This is a genomic window from Denitrificimonas caeni DSM 24390 (assembly GCF_000421765.1).
In the GTDB taxonomy this organism is placed as follows: Bacteria; Pseudomonadota; Gammaproteobacteria; order Pseudomonadales; family Pseudomonadaceae; genus Denitrificimonas; species Denitrificimonas caeni.
In genome coordinates this window covers 392106-406994 of sequence record NZ_ATXQ01000001.1, presented here as the reverse complement: position 1 = coordinate 406994, position 14889 = coordinate 392106, and the positions used below count along the sequence as shown (strand labels likewise).

Below are 14889 nucleotides of genomic sequence, written 5' to 3'. Positions count from 1 at the left end.
AATGAGTAGCGTACTGCAGCGCAACAAGACTGCCGCTCAACGTGGAGCATCGCGCCAAGCGCCTGCTCGCGGAGCGCGTCGTGCTGCCGTACAGAAAGCTCCGCGTCAGTGGCCAAAGCCAAACTGGACGCTGCTTGGCCGTCTGTTGTTAGCGGTTTTATTACTGGCGCTGCTGCTCAGTGCAGATCGGGCTTGGCAGCTGCTGCAACCGCATGTTAATCCACCAATCTCGACTATTCGGGTGTTGGGTGAGTTGAGCGCTGTCAACCAGCAAGCGGTACAAAAAGAGTTGATGCCTTATAGCGCTGGTTTGTTTCTGTCGGTTGATATTGGTGCGGTGCGTAATGCTTTAGAAAAATTACCTTGGATTGCCCATGCTGAAGTCAGCCGGATTTGGCCAGACCAGTTGCAAGTGATAGTGCAAGAAGAATTGCCAGTGGCCCGTTGGGGTGAAGGCGCGTTGCTCAGTACTCAGGGGCATTTGTTTACTGTGTTAGATGTGCAGGCACATGCCAACTTACCGCTGTTGTTTGGCCCAAAAAATACCCAGCAGCGCGTGATGCAACAATATTTAACCTTTAGCCAAGCCTTACGGCCGCTGGGTTACTCGATTAAACAGTTAGAAATGCGTGAACGCGGTAGTTGGTTTGTAACGACCCAAACAGGTCTACAAGTGCTGTTTGGCCGCGATCACCTAATAGAGAAAATGCGTCGTTTTGCTGTGGTTCATGAGAAAGAATTGAAAGAGCAGATTGATAAAATTGAACGGGTTGATTTGCGCTATGCCAATGGTTTGGCTGTGGCGTGGCGCGCCCCGACAGCAAGTGAAACTACAGCGGTGGTGGCACAGTGAAGGAGAAAAAATTAATGGCAAATGAAAATAACCACAACATGATTGTTGGTCTTGATATAGGCACGTCCAAGGTTGTGGCATTGGTTGCCGAAGTGACTCCTGACGGTGAACTGAACATTGTTGGGATCGGTACTCACCCAACCCGCGGCTTGAAAAAAGGCGTGGTGATTAATATCGAGTCAACTGTGCAGTCGGTGCAGCATGCCATCGAAGAAGCGCAAATTATGGCCGACTGCCATATTCACTCGGTGTTTGTCGGCATTGCTGGTAGCCATATCCGCAGCCAGAACTCTGATGGCACCGTGGCGATTCGTGATCGTGAAGTCAGTCGTGCTGACTTAGAGCGTGTGCTGGATGCGGCGCAAGCGGTAGCGATTCCTTCTGATCAAAAAGTGTTGCACACCTTGCCGCAAGATTATGTGATTGATAAGCAAGAAGGCGTGCGTGAGCCACTGGGTATGTCCGGTGTGCGTTTAGAAGCACGCGTGCACGTGGTGACCTGTGCCATCAACGCCTCACAGAATATTGAAAAGTGTGTGCGGCGCTGTGGCTTAGAAATTGAAGATGTGATTCTTGAGCAACTCGCTTCAGCCAATGCCGTCTTGACCGAAGACGAGAAAGAGCTGGGTGTGTGCTTGGTGGATATCGGTGGTGGCACTTCAGATATTGCGATCTTCACTGAAGGCGCGATTCGTCATACCGCAGTGATCCCGATTGCTGGTGATCAAGTCACCAACGATATCGCCATGGCTCTGCGCACTCCGACGCAATACGCCGAAGAGATCAAGATTCGCTACGCCTGTGCGCTGGCTAAATTAGCCGGACCTGGTGAGACGATTAAAGTCCCGAGTGTTGGTGATCGTCCGCCGCGTGAGTTATCCCGCCAAGCTTTAGCTGAAGTGGTCGAGCCGCGTTATGACGAGTTGTTTACCTTAATTCTTTCTGAGCTGCGTCGCAGTGGCTACGAAGACATGATTCCTGCAGGAATCGTACTGACTGGCGGCACCTCGAAAATGGAAGGTGCTGTTGAGTTAGCTGAAGAAATTTTCCATATGCCGGTGCGTTTAGGAGTGCCCCAAGGCGTGAAAGGTATTGGCGATGTAGTGCGTAATCCAGTCTATTCAACCGCGGTTGGACTACTGGTGTACGGGCTACGCAAACAAGCAGATGGCGGAACCATGGCAGGGAAAAGCCATGAGCAAACAGAAGACAAAATGGCAGTGTTTGGCAAGATTAAGCGCTGGCTACAAAACCAATTGTAAATTAATAAAACTGGCGAAAGCTGGACTATAACGAGAAGGGTAGGAGAATTACTATGTTTGAATTAGTTGATCAGACTCCGCAGAGCGCTGTGATAAAAGTAATTGGTGTCGGTGGTGGCGGTGGTAATGCTGTCAATCACATGGTGGCCAATAATATCGAAGGCGTTGAGTTTATTTGCGCCAATACCGATGCTCAGGCATTGCGTGATATCACTGCGCGTACTGTGCTGCAATTAGGCACTAGCGTGACTAAAGGACTTGGTGCTGGCACCAACCCAGAAGTCGGACGTAAAGCCGCAGAAGAAGATCGCGAGCGTATTGCTGAAGTATTGCAAGGCACCGATATGGTCTTTATCACCACAGGTATGGGTGGTGGTACCGGTACCGGCGCTGCGCCAATCATTGCTCAAGTCGCCAAAGAAATGGGTATTTTGACGGTTGCTGTCGTCACTCGTCCGTTCCCTTTTGAAGGCAAGCGTCGTCTGCAAATTGCTGACGAAGGTATTCGTTTGCTGGCCGAGCATGTTGATTCATTGATTACTATTCCCAATGAAAAACTGCTGACCATTCTGGGCAAAGACGCCAGTTTGCTATCTGCCTTTGCTAAAGCCGATGATGTGTTAGCCGGTGCCGTGCGCGGTATTTCCGACATCATCAAGCGTCCAGGTATGATTAACGTTGACTTTGCTGACGTTAAAACGGTGATGAGTGAAATGGGTATGGCGATGATGGGTACAGGTTGCGCTAGCGGCCCGAACCGTGCGCGTGAAGCCACTGAAGAAGCCATTCGCAACCCACTGTTAGATGACGTGAACCTGAATGGTGCGCGCGGTATCTTGGTAAATATCACTGCCGGTCCTGATTTGTCGCTGGGCGAATACGCTGAAGTGGGTAGCATCATTGAAGCCTTTGCTTCCGACGAGGCAATGGTCAAAGTAGGCACCGTAATTGATCCAGATATGCGCGATGAATTGCACGTGACTGTGGTCGCGACAGGCTTAGATCCACGCATGGAAAAGCCAGTTAAAGTTGTGGATAACACCAATACTTTGAAAGTGGCGGCAGCGATGCCTGCGATGACTGTGGCTCTGGATGAAAGTAAGGAAGTGAATTACAACCATTACGATCGTCCGGCAATGCAGCGTCGTGCTAGTGGTGGTGCTGCTACTGCCAGTAAGCCGAGCAACCAAGAAGAGATGGATTACTTGGATATTCCCGCGTTTTTACGACGCCAGGCAGACTGATAAGGATTGGATATTGCGAGTTAGTTTCGTTATTCGCGCAGCATCTGTTAAGATGCTGCGCATTATTGAAAACTATTCGCAACCAGTATAGCAGCGGCTTAAGTCATGATTAGACAACGCACCTTGAAAAATATTATCCGTGCCACTGGTATCGGTTTGCACTCAGGCGAGAAGGTTTACCTGACTTTGCGTCCGGCAGCAGTGGATACGGGTATCGTATTTCGTCGCATGGATTTAGATCCTGTGGTGGAAATACCAGCTTTAGCAAAAAATGTTGGTGAAACCACCATGTCAACGACGCTGGTTAAAGGCGACGTTAAAGTGGATACGGTTGAACACCTGTTATCGGCAATGGCAGGCTTAGGCATTGATAATGCTTATGTTGAGCTTTCTGCTTCAGAAGTACCGATCATGGATGGCAGTGCTGGACCTTTTGTATTTTTAATTCAGTCCGCTGGATTAGAAGAGCAAGACGCTCCAAAAGAATTCATCCGTATTTTACGTGAAGTAACGGTTGAAGACGGTGAGAAGCGCGCTACTTTTGTACCTTTTGAAGGTTTTAAAGTGGGCTTTGAAATTGACTTTGACCACCCTGTGTTTGAAGGACGTACACAAACAGCCTGCGTAGATTTTTCTAGCACCTCGTTTGTAAAAGAAGTCAGTCGAGCACGGACCTTTGGTTTTATGCGTGATATTGAGTTTTTACGCACGCATAATCTTGCTTTGGGTGGCAGTGTTGATAACGCGATCGTTGTCGATGAAGATTCAGTCCTCAATGAAGATGGCCTACGTTACGAAGATGAATTTGTGAAGCATAAAATTCTCGACGCTATTGGCGATTTGTATTTGCTAGGGAAAAGTTTGATTGGTGAGTTCCGTGGCTATAAGTCGGGACATGCTTTGAATAACTTATTGCTGAGAACCCTACTTGAGCAGCCTGATGCTTGGGAAGTGGTCACTTTTGCAGATTCCAGTTTAGCTCCTATTTCCTATATGCGCCCTGCGGCGGCGGTGTAGGTCAATCGTTAAAATTTAAACCACCCTATATGGGTGGTTTTTTTTGTGCTGTATTATGTTAGCAAGCAGACTATTTATACAGTTATCATTACTAATGATAACTGTTGTTCATTTAAATCAATAATGCTTTAGCTTGCAGCGCATCTCACCTACTCTGAAGACAAAGCCTTAGCACCCTGGCACCTTTGGAGGATTTCATGGATTTTTCTTATAGCGAAAAAACCCAAGCGTTACGCAAGCAACTGACTGATTTTATGGATCAACACATTGTGCCGCGCATCGGTGCATGGCAGCAGGAAGTGGCTGCCGGTGTTTATCCAGTTTCATTTATGGAAGATTTAAAAGCTTTAGCGCGCTCTGAAGGCTTGTGGAATCTGTTCTTACCTTCATTGCAAGAGGGTGAGCCGGGGCAAGGTCTAAGTAATCTTGAGTACGCACCGCTAGCAGAAATTATGGGTCGAGTCAGTTGGGCTTCTGAAGTATTCAATTGTAATGCTCCAGACACCGGCAACATGGAGCTACTGCACATGTTTGCTACGCCTGAGCAGCGCGAGCAATGGCTGAATCCTTTGCTTGAAGGACAGATTCGCTCTGCTTTTGCGATGACTGAACCGGATGTTGGTTCATCTGACGCCAGCAATATTCAGACCTTGATCCGCCGTGAGGGCGATGAGTATGTGATCAATGGTCGTAAGTGGTTTATTACCAATGCTGCGCATCCCAATTGCACCTTTATGATTGTTATGGGTAAAACCGACCCAGACGGTGATGCCAAGCGCCAGCAAAGTATGGTCATTGTGCCAATGGATACGCCGGGCGTGATTGTAGAGCGCAATATTCCAGTGATGAACCATATCGCCCCAGAAGGCCACTGTGAAATCGTTCTGCGCAATGTGCGTGTGCCTGCAGCCAACTTGTTAGCTAAAGAAGGCGACGGCTTTATGATGGCGCAGGCGCGTCTTGGTCCTGGTCGCGTTCACCATTGCATGCGTTCTATCGGCATGGCTGAGCTTGCTTTAGAGTTGATGGTCGAGCGTTCACAAGAGCGTAAAACCTTTGGTCGTTACCTGCATCAGCATGGCAGCGTTGCAGAGTGGATTGCACGCTCACGGATGGAAATTGAACAGGCGCGTTTGCTGGTCTTGAAAACAGCATGGATGATTGATGAAGTCGGTGCTCGCGTGGCCCGTAAAGAAATTTCAATGATTAAAGCTGTGGTACCGACCATGCACCTCAACGTCGTTGATCGGGCAATCCAAGTGTTTGGCGCAATGGGATTAACCCCTGACTCACCATTGGCTGACTTGTGGATTGGCGGTCGCTGCTTGCGTTTTGCTGATGGCCCAGATGAAGTGCATTTGCGTAGCATTGCGCGCATGGAGTTACAGGAAAGTGAAGCCAAGCGTGGTCATACCGCTGCGTATCTGACGCCGCCTGAGCGCAGTTAACGTACAGCGTTAAAACTAAAAAGCCCGGCATTAAGCTGGGCTTTTTAGTTTAGAGCGCTAAGCATGATGCTTATGGCGTAATCAATACAGTGGGGTTGACTCTTCATCCTCGTCAGGCAGTTTAGTTTTCCAGCCTTTATTGCCGGGCAGAATCACGTTGAGCAGCAGTGCAATCACCGCGCATAAAGAAATGCCAGATAAAGTGAAATCACCGCTACCAATGCTCATGCCGCCAATCCCAAAAACCAGCGTTACTGAGACGATAATTAAGTTACGTGCTTCGGATAAATCGACTTGGTTACGGATTAAAGTGTTGAGGCCTACCACGGCAATAGAGCCAAATAACAAGCATAAAATACCGCCCATCACCGGTACTGGAATGCTTTGTAGTGCGGCACCAAACTTACCGATAAAGGCTAATGCAATGGCGAAGCCTGCTGCCCAAGTCATGATCTTTGGATTGTAGTTCTTGGTGAGCATTACTGCGCCAGTGACTTCAGCATAAGTGGTGTTCGGTGGGCCACCAAACAGACCTGCGGTGGTGGTGGCTAAGCCGTCGCCGAGTAAGGTGCGGTGCAAGCCCGGCTGCTTAATGTAATTCTGACCTGTAACGCTACCAATCGCAATCACGCCACCGATATGCTCGATGGCTGGCGCTAAGGCCACTGGCAACATAAACAGAATTGCTCCGAGGTGAAACTCTGGCGTCACAAAAGCGGGTAAAGCTAACCACGGCGCAAGGGTAATCGCTTCAGTACTGACTTCACCTAAGATAACCGCGAGCGTGCAGCCAACGATAATGCCGGCAAGGATTGGCACTAAACGAAACAGGCCACGACCTAAGGTAGCAACAGCAAGGGTTGTCACCAGCGCTGACATTGAAATGATCATTGCCGTGGGGTAAGCAATCAGCTGCGTAGCACCATCGCCAGATTTACCCATCGCCATATTCACTGCTACCGGTGACAGCGCCAAGCCAATGCACATGATCACTGGTGCAATCACCACAGGCGGTAGCAGCTTGTCGATAAAGCCGGTGCCTTTCATACGTACCGCAGCGCTGAGCAGTACATAGACCATTCCTGATGCCATAATTGCGCCGAGTACCGCGGGTAAACCAAAGTTGGTTTTGGCATATAAGATTGGCGCGATAAAAGCAAAACTTGAAGCCACGAATACAGGTACTTGACGCTTAGTCACCAGTTGGAAAACTAAGGTGCCGATACCTGCAGTAAACAGCGCGACATTGGGATCCATGCCGGTAATCAGCGGCATCAGTACTAAAGCGCCAAAGGCAACAAACAGCATCTGTGCGCCAGCTAAAGCCTGCCGCCAGGTTGGCTCAGGAGGATGAGAGAGCATTGCTTAACTCTCCTTTTGCTTGGTACCAAAAATCTTATCGCCAGCATCGCCTAATCCTGGCACGATGTAGCTGTTGCTGTCTAAACCTTGGTCAATTGCGGCAGTATAAATCTCGACATCAGGGTGAGCATCGTTAACGGCTTTGATGCCTTCCGGAGCGGCAACTAAAACCATTGCACGGATTTCTTTACAGCCGGCTTTTTTTAGTAAGTCGATTGTGGCAATCATTGAGTTGCCGGTGGCCAGCATCGGATCAATAATCAGCGATAAGCGCGATGGCATGTCAGGCGCTAACTTTTCTAAATAGGTGTGAGCCTTCAGCGTGGTTTCGTTGCGCACCACACCAACTGCGCTGACTTTGGCGCTCGGCAGAAGATTTAGAACACCCTCGAGCATGCCAATTCCAGCACGCAGAATGGGTACTACAGTGATTTTTTTGCCAGCAATTTTTTCAACCTCAACCACGCCGCTCCAGCCATCAATCGCATGAGTTTCTAAGCGTAAGTCTTTAGTGGCTTCGTAGGTAAGTAAGGTGCCGAGCTCTTGCGCAAGCTCGCGAAAGTTTTTTGTGCTGATATCAGCACGACGCATTAAGCCGAGTTTGTGGCGGATCAGCGGGTGACGGATTTCATGGGCGGACATGAAAGGCTCCAAAATCTAAAAGGTAGGCGCGTAGATTAAACGAAATCAGGCTAAAACGGCACTTTGTTTGCCAGCAATGCTTGCTCTAAAACGTTTGTAGCAGTACCTTTTGCGACTTAATTGTTTAACAAAGAGCTCCGTAATGTCTGCAAACCTTGAGCATATCCAGCAAGTCATGGCCGAAGCCGATATTTTATTCACTGCTGAGCAGGTGCAAGCAGCGGTTGATCAGGTGGCTGAGCAGATCAATCAGCAACTGTGCAATAGCAATCCGGTGGTGTTTTGTGTGATGAATGGCGGTTTGATTTTTTCAGGAAATTTACTGACTAAATTAACTTTCCCGCTTGAGCAGTCATACTTGCACGCCAGTCGTTACCGCAACGAGACCAGTGGTGGCGAGTTGTTTTGGAAAGCTAAACCAGAAATCTCTTTTATGGATCGTGAAGTCTTAATCATCGACGATATTCTCGATGAAGGGCACACGTTGTCTGCCATTATTGAGTTTTGTAAGCGTGCCGGTGCCAGTAAAGTGCATACCGCTGTGCTGGTCGATAAAGTGCATGATCGTAAAGCTTGCGCTGACTTAAAAGCTGATTTTGTCGGTTTGTATTGTGAAGACCGTTATATTTTCGGTTACGGCATGGACTATAAAGGCTACTGGCGTAATGCCGCTGCCATTTATGCTGTGAAAGGCATGTAATGATAGGGTTATGTGGGTTTTTTGGTATGCCGAGCTAAGCGCTCCATGGCTTCGCGCAGGGTCGGATCACTGATGGCTTGGGCACTAGCCTGGATCACTTGTCCAGTGTGTTCTGAGAAATCAATGTTGCGCGCGGGTGCTTTTTCAGGCTGCATGGGTGGGCGTACTTTAAACTGAATGCGCAGCACTTGGCTAAATTCGGGTACTTGTTGCAGCTGTTGCAACAAACGTTTTTGCTGATAACGCAAACGCGTGGCCCAATGCCCATCAGTGACAATCAATGTCAGTGTCGTCTCTTGCAAGGTGGCTAAGTAGCAATGCTCGCGGCCGGCCGGTTGTAAGCATTGATTCAGCAGTTGTTGTAAGCGATCAATGTTTTGCGCACGTTGCACTAAACGCTGTAGCGAGCTGTTGTCTTGCAGTAGTTGTGCGGTTTTTTGCGCTTTTTTAGGGCGATAGCTCATCGATTACCTCATAAAAAACAGATCGCGTTACGATGGTTGTTGAGTTTTTACCGTCGCTTGCTTGAAATATCAGGTTTGCGACACAAGGTTACTCTAAACAGTATAGCTGACAAAAAAGCAGTAGTTGTGACCCAGAAAGGTATGTTTAATTCGCTCGTCAGCGCGCTTGTTGATTAAGGCTACTTTATTCGACAGCAAATACGGGTAGAATGGTTTTTTTGTGCGGGTGAGTGTTGTTTGACTTGCGCGCCTTCACCCCCCAAAAATGGAAGCGTTATTAATTATGTTTGCGCCTTTATTCAGAAAACTCCTTGGAAGCAAGAATGATCGTGATGTCAAACGCATGTACAAAATGGTTAATACCGTTAATGCGTTCGAAGAGCAGATGGTGGCACTCTCAGACGAGCAGCTAACAGCAAAAACCAATGAGTTTCGTGAACGTTTAGCGGGTGGTGAAAGTCTTAATAAGCTCCTGCCTGAAGCCTTTGCCGTCGTCCGAGAGGCCGGTAAGCGTGTAATGGGTATGCGTCACTTTGATGTGCAGTTGATCGGTGGACAAACCTTGCACCAAGGTAAGATTGCTGAGATGCGCACCGGTGAAGGTAAAACTTTAGTGGCAACGCTCGCGGTTTACTTAAATGCTCTGCCTGCCAAAGGCGTGCATGTGGTGACAGTCAACGACTATCTTGCGCGTCGCGATGCGAACTGGATGCGTCCTTTGTATGAGTTTTTAGGGCTCAGAGTGGGTGTTGTTGTACCTTTTCAGGATCCCGAAGAAAAACGTGCAGCCTATGCCTGTGATATCACTTACGGTACCAATAACGAGTTTGGTTTCGATTATTTACGCGACAATATGGCGTTCAGTATCGAAGATAAATTCCAGCGCGAACTGCACTTTGCCGTGATCGATGAAGTGGACTCGATCTTAATTGATGAAGCACGTACGCCGCTAATTATTTCAGGGCAAGCCGAAGACAGCTCTGAGTTGTACAAAAAAATTAATCTGATTATTCCAACCCTTAAACGTCAACTTGAAGATGAAGAAGGCGAAGTGTTGGAAGCAGGGCACTACACCATTGATGAGAAAACCCGCCAAGTAGAACTCAATGAAGCCGGCCATCAATATATTGAAGAAAAGCTGACTGAGCTGGGTTTGTTGGCTGAAGATGAATCTTTGTACTCGGCCAGCAACCTCAGTCTGTTGACCCACGTTAACGCAGGTTTGCGTGCGCATAAGCTGTTTCACCGCAACGTTGAATACATTGTGCAAGAAGGGCAAGTGGTGCTGGTGGATGAGCACACAGGTCGCACCATGCCAGGTCGTCGTCTGTCGGAAGGCTTGCACCAAGCCATTGAAGCTAAAGAGGGTGTGCATATTCAGCCTGAGAGCCAAACCTTGGCTTCCACTACCTTCCAGAATTATTTTCGTTTGTATGAAAAGCTGTCGGGTATGACAGGTACAGCCGACACTGAAGCCTTTGAGTTCCGTCAGATTTATGGTTTGGATGTGACGGTGATTCCAACGCATCGCCCAGTTGCGCGTAAAGATTTCAATGACCTAGTGTTCTTAACCGCACCAGAAAAGTACGCGGCAATTATTACTGATATCCGTGAGTGCCAAGAGCAAGGTCGCCCAGTGTTGGTGGGTACCGCATCGATTGAAAGCTCTGAGTATGTTTCCAATGTGCTGAAGGCTGAAGGTATTGAGCATAAAGTGCTTAACGCTAAGCATCACGATTTAGAAGCGGACATTATTGCGCAAGCCGGCCGTCCGGGGTCAGTTACCATTGCCACGAATATGGCCGGCCGTGGTACCGATATTGTCTTGGGCGGTAGTTGGGAAGCTGAAGTTGCGGTGCTGGATAACCCAAGTCCTGAGCAAATTGCTGATATTAAAGCCGCTTGGCAAAAGAGCCACCAGCAGGTGATTGAAGCCGGTGGTTTGCACGTGATTGCTACTGAGCGTCATGAGTCGCGCCGGATTGATAACCAGCTGCGTGGCCGCTCTGGTCGTCAAGGTGACCCAGGTTCAACCCGTTTTTACTTGTCTTTAGAAGATAATCTGATGCGTATTTTCGCTTCAGATCGCGTGAAAAACTTTATGAAAGCGCTAGGCATGAAAGAAGGCGAGGCCATCGAGCATCGCATGGTCAGCAATGCCATCGAAAAAGCGCAGCGTAAGGTTGAAGGCCGTAACTTTGATATGCGTAAGCAGTTGCTTGAGTACGATGACGTTGCCAATGAGCAGCGTAAAGTCATCTACCACATGCGCAATAGTTTGCTGGCAGCGACTGATGTGGGTGACATTGTTGCTGAGTTTAGACATGAAGTGCTCAGCAACACCATTGAGCAGTTTATTCCGCCGCAATCATTGCCTGAACAGTGGAATATTGCTGAACTTGAACAAGCGATTGCTGAAGAGTTTGGTGCACAGTTACCCATTCAAGAGTGGCTGGATAGCGATGATTCTTTGTTCGAAGACACCTTGCGCGAGCGGATTAACGCAGAGGTGATTGCCGTTTATACCGATAAAGAAGAACTGGTTGGCGCAGAGGGTTTACGCAGTTTTGAAAAGCAAATTATTCTGCGTGTGCTGGATGATTTGTGGAAAGAGCACTTGGCCGCGATGGATCACTTGCGTCACGGTATTCACTTGCGCGGCTATGCGCAAAAGAATCCAAAGCAAGAGTACAAGCGTGAATCCTTTAACTTGTTCCGTGAACTACTGGATTCGATTAAACGTGATTCGATTCGCGTCTTATCGAACGTACAAATTCGTAAAGAAGATCCAGAGGAAGAAGAGGCACGTTTACGTCAGCAGGCGCAGGCCATGGCGCAGCGCATGCAATTCCAGCACGAAGAAGCTGCAGGTTTTGACGATGAGCAGCCAGACAGCGACGCAGTTGAGCCAGCAGCGCCATTAACGCAAGTGCGCAATGAAGTGAAAATTGGCCGTAACGAACCTTGTACTTGCGGTTCTGGCAAAAAATACAAACATTGCTGTGGCCGTATCAGTTAATGTTTTAAAGTGGTAAGAGTATAAGTTTTACGCCGTACCAGATGTTTTCTGCGTACGGCGTTTCTTTTCGCGCGCAGCGCATTTGATTAGCGGGAGAATTGTCATGGCGGTTGGCTTAGGTGAATTACCAGTAATGCACCCAGTTGCAGGTTTTGAGTTGGGTATTGCCAGTGCCGGCATTAAAAAGCCAGGCCGTCGCGATGTTGTCCTCATGCGTTGTGCTGAGGGTAGTACAGTGGCCGGCGTTTACACACAGAATGCTTTTTGCGCAGCGCCGGTGTTGCTATGTAAGCAGCGCATGCAATCGAGTCCGCGTTACTTGGTGGTCAATACCGGTAATGCCAATGCGGCCACTGGTGAGCTTGGCTTACAGGCGGCTAACGCAGTATGCCAAGAGTTGGCGGGTTTGCTAGGTTGCCCAATTGAGCAGGTATTACCCTTTTCCACTGGGGTGATTGGCGAGCCTTTGCCGGTGGCGAAAATTGTTGCCGCCTTGCCGGCTGCTATCAGTGATTTAGCTGAAGAAAATTGGGCTTTAGCGGCTGAAGGCATTATGACCACTGATACTTTACCGAAAGGTGCCAGTGTCCAGTTTCAGCATAATGGCGTGACCGTAACAGTGACGGGCATCAGCAAAGGAGCAGGCATGATTCGCCCGAATATGGCGACGATGCTTGGTTATATTGCGACCGACGCGGCAGTCAGTCAGGAGATTTTGCAAAACATTTTGCATGATGCGGCGAATAAGTCTTTTAACCGCATCACCATTGATGGCGACACTTCAACCAATGACTCCTGCATTCTGGTGGCCACCGGTAAAGCTGCGCTAACGCCGATTACCGAGGCGCAAGGTGAGTTGTATGAAGCATTGCGTGAGGCCATTAATAAGGTTGCCATGCAGTTGGCGCAAGCCATTGTGCGAGACGGTGAAGGCGCGACTAAATTTGTTACCGTGCACGTCCAAGGCGGCGCCAATCAGCAAGAATGTTTGGATGTGGCCTATGCGGTTGCACATTCACCTTTGATCAAAACAGCACTCTTTGCGTCTGACCCAAACTGGGGTCGAATTGTTGCCGCCATTGGCTATGCTGGGGTGAAAGATCTCAATACCGAACAGGTCAATGTGTATTTGAATGATGTGTGCATTGTTGCCCAGGGTGGTCGTGCGCAGGCTTATACCGAAGAGCAAGGTGCAGCGGTGATGCAGCAAGCGGAGATCCTGATTCGTATTGAATTAGAGCGCGGCGGCAGTAGTGAAACCATTTGGACTACTGATCTTTCTCATGAGTATGTGCGTATCAATGCTGAATACCGCTCCTAAGGGTGTTTTGCTGCTGGAGTTGTGGGCATGACTAAGCGTGTGCATGTAGTGGCCGCAGTGATCCGTGATGCTGCGCAGCAGATTCTACTGGCGCTGCGTCCCCGTGCTAAGCATATGGGCGGTCTCTGGGAGTTTCCTGGTGGTAAGTGTGAGGTTGGCGAAAGCCCGCAACAGGCGCTTAAGCGTGAATTGCAGGAAGAGTTGGGGATTGTCATCGCCAATCCTCAACCGCTGATTCAGGTGCGCCATGACTATCCTGATCTGCATGTACTTTTAGATGTCTATGCGGTGCATGAGTTTAGCGGTACAGCGCATGGTGCTGAGGGACAGGAAGTGAGCTGGGTTGCGCCCAGTGCTTTGTCTGACTATCAGTTTCCAGCTGCCAATCGCAGTATTGTCACTGCTGCGCGCTTGCCCAATAGGTATTTTATTACCCCAGAGCAGCTCACCTCGGAGCAACTCTATGCTGGCGCTGAGCAAGCGCTTGCAGTGGGCTGTCAGTTGTTGCAGTTGCGCGCAGCACACTTGCCAGTAGCCGAGTACAAAACCCTAGCGCGGCGCTTACAGGGGCTGTGCGCCGGGCGCGCGCAGTTGATGCTAAAGGGTGATTTGGCCTGGCAGGCAGAGTTTGCTGATGCAGGTTGGCATTTAACCGCGCAACAATTGCGTGGGTTGGCGGGGCTGCAGCGTCCGTTGGCGACCGGCCGCCTACTGGCGGCGTCCTGTCATAATGCGCAAGAGCTCGCTTTGGCCACAGCTTTGCAGGTTGATTTTGTTACGCTGTCGCCCATTTTAGCCACGCAAACTCATCCAGATGCCGAGCCTTTGGGTTGGCCTGCGGCGCAGGCGTTACTGGGTCAGTTTAATGCACCGGCCTTCCTGCTCGGTGGTTTAACTGAGCAGGATATTGAGCGTGCTAGAGCTATCGGTGGGCAAGGTGTGGCGGCCATTCGTGGTTTCTGGCCAAAGGCTTTATAGCGGTTTTTCTGCCGCTTGCCAGTGGATTTCAGCGCAGCCTTGGTATTGTGCGATCAGCCGAGCGGCAACAAACAGCAGGTCGGATAAGCGGTTAATATAACCAAGTATTTCGGGACGTAAGCCTTCGCTGCTGTGCAATGCCTGGCAGCGCCGCTCGGCGTTACGCGCACTACTACGGCACATATGGGCTTGCGCAATCAAGCGTGAGCCGCCCGGTAGAATAAACTCTTTGAGCGGTCCAACTTGCACATTCCAAGCATCAATGGTCTGTTCGATGCGGGTGATTTCATCGGCGTGCAGTGCTTGATATTCAGGCATGGCAAGTTCGCCGCCCATATCAAAGATGCGGTGTTGACAGGGTGTAAGCGCGGTAATGATTGCTTCGAGCTTGGGTGCGGCGCTCAGTTGATCCTGCAGTTCAGCCAACAATAAACCCAGCGAACTATTGAACTCATCCAGCGCGCCAATGGCTTCAATGCGTGGGTGGCTTTTGTTGACGCGGCGGCCATCGGCAAGGCCGGTTTGCCCGTCATCACCAGTGCGTGTATAAATTTTACTGAGACGATAACCCATACTGAT

General features: G+C 49.4%; 13 protein-coding genes. 9 read left to right on the top strand and 4 right to left on the bottom strand.

Annotation, left to right across the window (positions count from 1 at the left end; genetic code table 11):
- Position 1 precedes the first annotated feature (1 nt).
- From H591_RS0101860 to H591_RS0101840, 5 genes are all read left to right on the top strand, one after another.
- On the top strand, positions 2–853 hold the full coding sequence (locus H591_RS0101860; protein ID WP_022965242.1) for a cell division protein FtsQ/DivIB: 852 nt from the start codon (positions 2–4) through the stop codon (positions 851–853).
- Positions 854–867: 14 nt separating this feature from the next.
- Positions 868–2115, top strand: coding sequence for a cell division protein FtsA (gene ftsA / locus H591_RS0101855; protein ID WP_022965241.1), 1248 nt, complete (start codon positions 868–870; stop codon positions 2113–2115).
- 53 nt (positions 2116–2168) lie between these two features.
- The gene (gene ftsZ, locus H591_RS0101850) at positions 2169–3359 is read left to right on the top strand and encodes a cell division protein FtsZ (protein ID WP_022965240.1); all 1191 of its coding nucleotides are present in this window, start codon (positions 2169–2171) and stop codon (positions 3357–3359) included.
- Between the two features lie 105 nt (positions 3360–3464).
- Positions 3465–4376, top strand: coding sequence for a UDP-3-O-acyl-N-acetylglucosamine deacetylase (gene lpxC, locus H591_RS0101845; RefSeq protein ID WP_022965239.1), 912 nt, complete (start codon positions 3465–3467; stop codon positions 4374–4376).
- A gap of 197 nt (positions 4377–4573) precedes the next feature.
- Positions 4574–5824 (top strand): acyl-CoA dehydrogenase family protein, encoded by a 1251-nt coding sequence (locus tag H591_RS0101840; RefSeq protein WP_022965238.1) that lies wholly within the window; start codon positions 4574–4576, stop codon positions 5822–5824.
- 81 nt (positions 5825–5905) lie between these two features.
- Here H591_RS0101840 and H591_RS0101835 read toward each other — a convergent pair whose 3' ends face one another.
- Both H591_RS0101835 and upp read right to left on the bottom strand, forming a co-directional pair.
- On the bottom strand, positions 5906–7186 hold the full coding sequence (locus H591_RS0101835; protein ID WP_022965237.1) for a uracil-xanthine permease family protein: 1281 nt from the start codon (positions 7184–7186) through the stop codon (positions 5906–5908).
- A 3-nt stretch (positions 7187–7189) separates the two neighbouring features.
- Entirely contained in the window at positions 7190–7828 is a 639-nt protein-coding gene (gene upp, locus H591_RS0101830) for a uracil phosphoribosyltransferase (protein WP_022965236.1), read from the bottom strand.
- A gap of 142 nt (positions 7829–7970) precedes the next feature.
- On the opposite strand from upp, the gene H591_RS0101825 reads away from it, so the two are divergent.
- On the top strand, positions 7971–8528 hold the full coding sequence (locus H591_RS0101825; protein ID WP_022965235.1) for a hypoxanthine-guanine phosphoribosyltransferase: 558 nt from the start codon (positions 7971–7973) through the stop codon (positions 8526–8528).
- A gap of 8 nt (positions 8529–8536) precedes the next feature.
- On the opposite strand, the gene H591_RS0101820 is transcribed toward H591_RS0101825, so the two are convergent.
- Positions 8537–8992 carry a DciA family protein gene (locus H591_RS0101820; RefSeq protein ID WP_028244108.1) on the bottom strand — a complete coding sequence of 152 codons (456 nt, stop codon included), beginning with the start codon at positions 8990–8992 and terminating at the stop codon, positions 8537–8539.
- Between the two features lie 283 nt (positions 8993–9275).
- Here H591_RS0101820 and secA point away from each other — a divergent pair, with 283 nt between their 5' ends.
- From secA to H591_RS0101805, 3 genes are all read left to right on the top strand, one after another.
- Positions 9276–12011 carry a preprotein translocase subunit SecA gene (secA, locus tag H591_RS0101815; protein ID WP_028244107.1) on the top strand — a complete coding sequence of 912 codons (2736 nt, stop codon included), beginning with the start codon at positions 9276–9278 and terminating at the stop codon, positions 12009–12011.
- Positions 12012–12114: 103 nt separating this feature from the next.
- Entirely contained in the window at positions 12115–13332 is a 1218-nt protein-coding gene (gene argJ / locus H591_RS0101810) for a bifunctional glutamate N-acetyltransferase/amino-acid acetyltransferase ArgJ (protein ID WP_022965233.1), read from the top strand.
- 27 nt (positions 13333–13359) lie between these two features.
- The gene (locus H591_RS0101805) at positions 13360–14310 is read left to right on the top strand and encodes a Nudix family hydrolase (RefSeq protein WP_022965232.1); all 951 of its coding nucleotides are present in this window, start codon (positions 13360–13362) and stop codon (positions 14308–14310) included.
- Here H591_RS0101805 and H591_RS0101800 read toward each other — a convergent pair.
- On the bottom strand, positions 14305–14883 hold the full coding sequence (locus tag H591_RS0101800) for a cob(I)yrinic acid a,c-diamide adenosyltransferase (RefSeq protein ID WP_022965231.1): 579 nt from the start codon (positions 14881–14883) through the stop codon (positions 14305–14307). The two genes, H591_RS0101805 and H591_RS0101800, sit on opposite strands and share 6 nt — an antisense overlap.
- Between the last annotated feature and the right edge of the window lie 6 nt (positions 14884–14889).